Origin of the sequence: Chroococcidiopsis sp. (genome assembly GCF_051657925.1) — a bacterium.
Classification (GTDB): domain Bacteria; phylum Cyanobacteriota; class Cyanobacteriia; order Cyanobacteriales; family Chroococcidiopsidaceae; genus Chroococcidiopsis.
Genome location: NZ_JBOFLP010000041.1, coordinates 1 through 4379 on the forward strand (window position 1 = coordinate 1; position 4379 = coordinate 4379).

The following is a 4379-nucleotide window of genomic DNA, read 5'->3' on the forward strand; positions in this document are numbered from 1 at the left end:
GTAATGGAGGGAATTAACAATCGAATTAAGCTGATTAAACGGCAAGCTTATGGTTTTACGAATTTCACTAACTTTCGTGAACGGCTACTAGCTTGCTTCTCAAATTAGAAAAAATTATCACCGTCTTAACGGAAGAACCCTTCTTTTTGGGAGTTTGAAACCTCAACCCATAGGCTCAAAAGAACTAGAGAATCGTAAAAACAGAGTAAAGTTACAGCCGTGATTGCTTTTACTTCTTCTACATATTGCTTTGCTAAAATAGCAGTTTGTGCAGCTTGATGATATTCCCCAAATAGATAACACAGTATAACTTTGTTTAAATAGAAATAGCGAATTTCATTTCCATCTTTAACTGTAATAGCGCGAGATATCGCTCGATCTTCATCATATACGCTACCAATTAAACGGCTGGGATTCTCAGATCTACCTAACAGATTAAGAATTGTCTGCCACAACACTGCAATCCAATTAGAAGGATTTTCTCGTCTGATTCGTCTGACTGCTTTGCTATAGGTTGCCGTTGTTTGTTCCAGTTGGGTGAGTTCCTCACCAGCTAAAAATGAGTAATAACATACACTATATGCAGCATAGCCAGCGAATTCAATGTCTCCAGTTTCTACTCCGTTTTGATAGGCATCAACCAGCATTGGGATTGTTGTCTTAAAATGTACCTTCCAGTGAATAATGAAGGCTCCCGTTATCATTAATGCTTTAGTATTACCTTTTTTAGCATTCGATCGCTCTGCCAAGCTTAGAGCCAATTTGCCAAATTTATAACCGAGTTCAATGTCTTGAACAACTCCACATAGAACAAGACCGTAGTTAGCATAACTCAGTAGCGACCAGGTAGCATTGCCATAGTCGATCGATAAATTTACCATTTTGCACGTAATTAGTATCATCAGTGCTGGTGATACAAAAAATGCAGCAGCCACAATATTCGCCAGGATAGACATTGCTGCCAGAGGTTCTGTTGCCGTCATCTTTGGTAGATTAATTAAATCTTCGATTTCTCGTCCAGCGAGTAGTGCAGCCGTTTCCTCCAATCCTTTTTGAACGTCTAACTGACTTGGATTTTCTTTCAAATTTATTTCCAGGAGCTTTAACACTTCTAGTCCAATTTTCAGTGCTTCTTTTAGGTTGCCCTGTGACAAAAACGCTTGAATTCTGCTATCGTAAACTTGCACTTTGTCGATCGCTGTCTTAGCATTGTTGAGTACTACTTCTACGAATTGTTCCATTTCAGCAAAGCAACCATGAAGATAAGCTGCCCCTGCTGCTTCTGAATATAGTGCTAAGGTGAGGTCATACTCACTGTGCCAACTGTCTGTATCTAGAAGTTTAATCCCTGTACTGAAATACTTAAGAGCCGCTTCATAAGCCGTTGCTGCCTTGGCTTTTTGACCTGCGATTAAATTCAATTTAGCAATTTCATTTCGTTCTACTCGATTGCTGACAAACTTAATTCCCCGATCGAGATGATCGACGATTTCAAACAGTTGCTTCGATCGCTGCTCTGGTGAAGCTTTTTCGAGTAAATTGCGACCGATTTGGAGATGAATAACTTGTTTTTGAGATTCGTCAATTAAGGCATAAGCAGCTTGCTGGACGCGATCGTGCAAAAACTTGTAGTCTTGAACTAACAAGTTTTCATCTAATTCAGATAGAGGTTGAATTAATCCAGTCTGGATGGCTGCTAGTAAATCTAGAGAAATTGCTTTCGGCGATTTTTCACAAGCGATCGCTAATGTTTCTAAATCAAATTTAGCTCCAACACAAGCAGCTAAGCGAAGGATTTGCTGTGTTTCTTCTGGTAGTTTCTTCAGCTTTGAGAGCAGTAGCTCTACCACATTATCAGCGATCTCTTGGGCTTCAATCTGAGCAATGTCCCACTGCCAGCATAAGTGTTCCGCATCAAAAGTCAGCAGATTTTCACTATATAGCATTCGCAAAAATTCACCGACAAAGAAAGGGTTGCCCTCGGTTTTACGTAATACTAATTGGGTTAGGGAACGAACGGTGTCAGTATTATGATGTAGTGTCTTGGCGATCAATTGACTCAACGGTTCGGGCGTTAAGGGTGCTAAAATAATCTCCTGAATTACTGCTCCTTGTTTTCGCAGTTTCTCCAGCGTTAACATTAGTGGATGCGTTGGAGTCACTTCATTATCTCGGTAGGCTCCAATCAAAAATAGATATTGGGTTTGCTCGTCGAGTAATATTAGCTCGATTAACTTTAGCGTCGCTGAGTCGATCCATTGCAAATCGTCTAAGAAGATGACCAGGGGATGCTTCTTTGAACAAAACACCCGCACAAACTTTTGAAATGTTAAATTGAAGCGATTCTGTGCCTCAGTTGCTCCAACTTCTGGTACGGGTGGCTGCTTGCCAATAATTAACTCAACTTCAGGGATGACATCAACAATCAATTGTCCGTTGCTTCTCAAAGCTGCGAGCAGACGCGATCGCCACTGTTGTATTTGCTCGTCTGGTTCCCCTAGTAGTTGCTGCACTAATTTTTTTAGGGCATCGACGATCGCGCTGTAGGGAATATTGCGATCGAATTGGTCAAACTTACCCCAAATAAAATAGCCCTGCTTTGCCGTAATGGGTTTGTAGAGTTCCTGCACCAATGCTGATTTACCAATGCCAGCGTAACCAGAAACCAGCATCATTTCGACGTTGAATTGTTGAGAATTGTCTTCATTTACCCTTGCGGCTACTCTGTCAAACGCTGCTAATAATGCTTCAATCTCTCCTTCTCGTCCATACAGTTTTTGGGAAATTTGAAATTGCTCGGAAACATCTTGAATTCCTAATTGGAAGGAGTTAATTTGACCATTTTGGGCTAATTGCCGATCGCAGCGTTCTAAATCTGCTTTAATGCCCCAGGCACTCTGATAGCGATCTTCCGCATTTTTCGCCATCAATTTCAAAATTATGTCTGAAACAGGTTTGGGAATCGCTGCATTCAGTTCGTGCGGGGGAACGGGCTGTTTGGCAATATGGCAATGAACTAGTTCTAGGATGTCTGTAGCGAGAAACGGCAACTGTCCGGTCAAAAGTTCATAAAATGTTACGCCCAGCGAGTAAAAATCGGTGCGATAGTCGAGCATCCGGTTCATGCGTCCGGTTTGCTCTGGCGACAGATAAGCAAGGGTTCCTTCCAGAAGATGGAGACTTTTAAACGTTGGATTAGTGCGGCTGAATCGGGTAGCAATCCCAAAATCAATAATTTTGACAACGCCAGTATTCGGATTCAGGACGATGTTGCTTGGATTGATATCTTTATGAATCACATTAGCGGCATGGATTTTGCCTAGAATGTCAGTAATGGCGATCGCCAGCCTAAGAAAATTCGATAAGTGCATCGGGTAGAAGTCCGATTGCTGCTGCCGCAAGCGTTCTAAAGACTCTCCGCCAAAGTCTTCTAGAAGGATGACGAGCGTGCGTTGATAGTCCTGTTGGCTGTATGCCTTAACTACACCTGAGATCTTGAGGGAACGGGTTATTTCATATTCCTGCCTGTAGCGAGTTAATTCCCCAGCAGAGGGATAATCTTGCTTGAGGACTTTAGCGACAACTGCACAATTATCCTGCTCTCTAATCCCCCGATACACCAGAGAGGCTGAACTTTCATAGATTTTGCTGTGGATGGCAACTCCAGGTAGGGTAATCATTCAATCTCCCGATGAGTGTCATTCAGCTATATGACAAAGTATATCGTTTGCCCAACTTCAAGGTATTAAACAATTCAATAAAGATCGCGATCGCAATCTAACGCTCAAAACTAGAACGCCTATCTTTCAAAGTTGTCACTGCTTCATCATAAGAATCTGATAATGCGTCATAAGAATCTGAAAGAAGTCGAGCATTAGAACTGGCTACACTCCAGATAGGTAGGAAAAAAGGATTTAGACACAATGAGAAAACAGCTCGTTAATCCGCCACAACGCTATGATGGCAGACCGCACGGATTGTCCCACGCTGTTGTCGATACCGCAACGGGCACCGTTTACATTTCTGGTCAAGTTGACTGGGACATGAACCACCAAGTTTCATACCATACCGTCGAGGGGCAACTAAAGAAGGCGCTGACTAACCTAACGGTCGTTCTAGATGCATCGGGAAGCTCCATAGAGAATCTGCTTAGCCTTCGCATCTACGTTCGTGGTGAACTTGGAGAATTCATGGGGGATATCGCACCGATTCTCGTGCAATATCTGGGAGAGTCGCGCCCAGCTCTTACTGGCATCGGTGTTGCCTCACTCGCCTCTCCAGAAACACTGGTTGAGGTTGAGGCAACAGCAGCACTTACGTGACCCACCACAAAGCGCCCAAAGGCGATCCCCTGATGCACAACACGCCCGCATCAGAAT

General features: G+C 43.0%; 2 protein-coding genes and 1 pseudogene. 2 read left to right on the top strand and 1 reads right to left on the bottom strand.

Features of this window, described 5'->3' with window-relative positions; all coding sequences use genetic code 11:
* Positions 1-108 (top strand): transposase (locus tag ACRC32_RS03005; protein WP_438552581.1); only part of this gene is annotated, 108 nt, incomplete at its 5' end.
* Between the two features lie 35 nt (positions 109-143).
* Here ACRC32_RS03005 and ACRC32_RS03010 read toward each other — a convergent pair.
* Positions 144-3680, bottom strand: a pseudogene (locus ACRC32_RS03010) (ATP-binding protein); the annotation flags it as partial.
* Positions 3681-3923: 243 nt separating this feature from the next.
* Between ACRC32_RS03010 and ACRC32_RS03015 the strand changes: the two are divergent.
* Positions 3924-4322, top strand: a complete 399-nt coding sequence (locus ACRC32_RS03015; protein WP_438552580.1) for a RidA family protein — start codon at positions 3924-3926, stop codon at positions 4320-4322.
* Positions 4323-4379: the final 57 nt, after the last annotated feature.

Coding starts and splice junctions, on each gene's coding strand:
- ACRC32_RS03015 (WP_438552580.1), top strand. CDS start 3,924: ATGAGAAAACAGCTCGTTAATCCGCCACAACGCTATGATGGCAGACCG.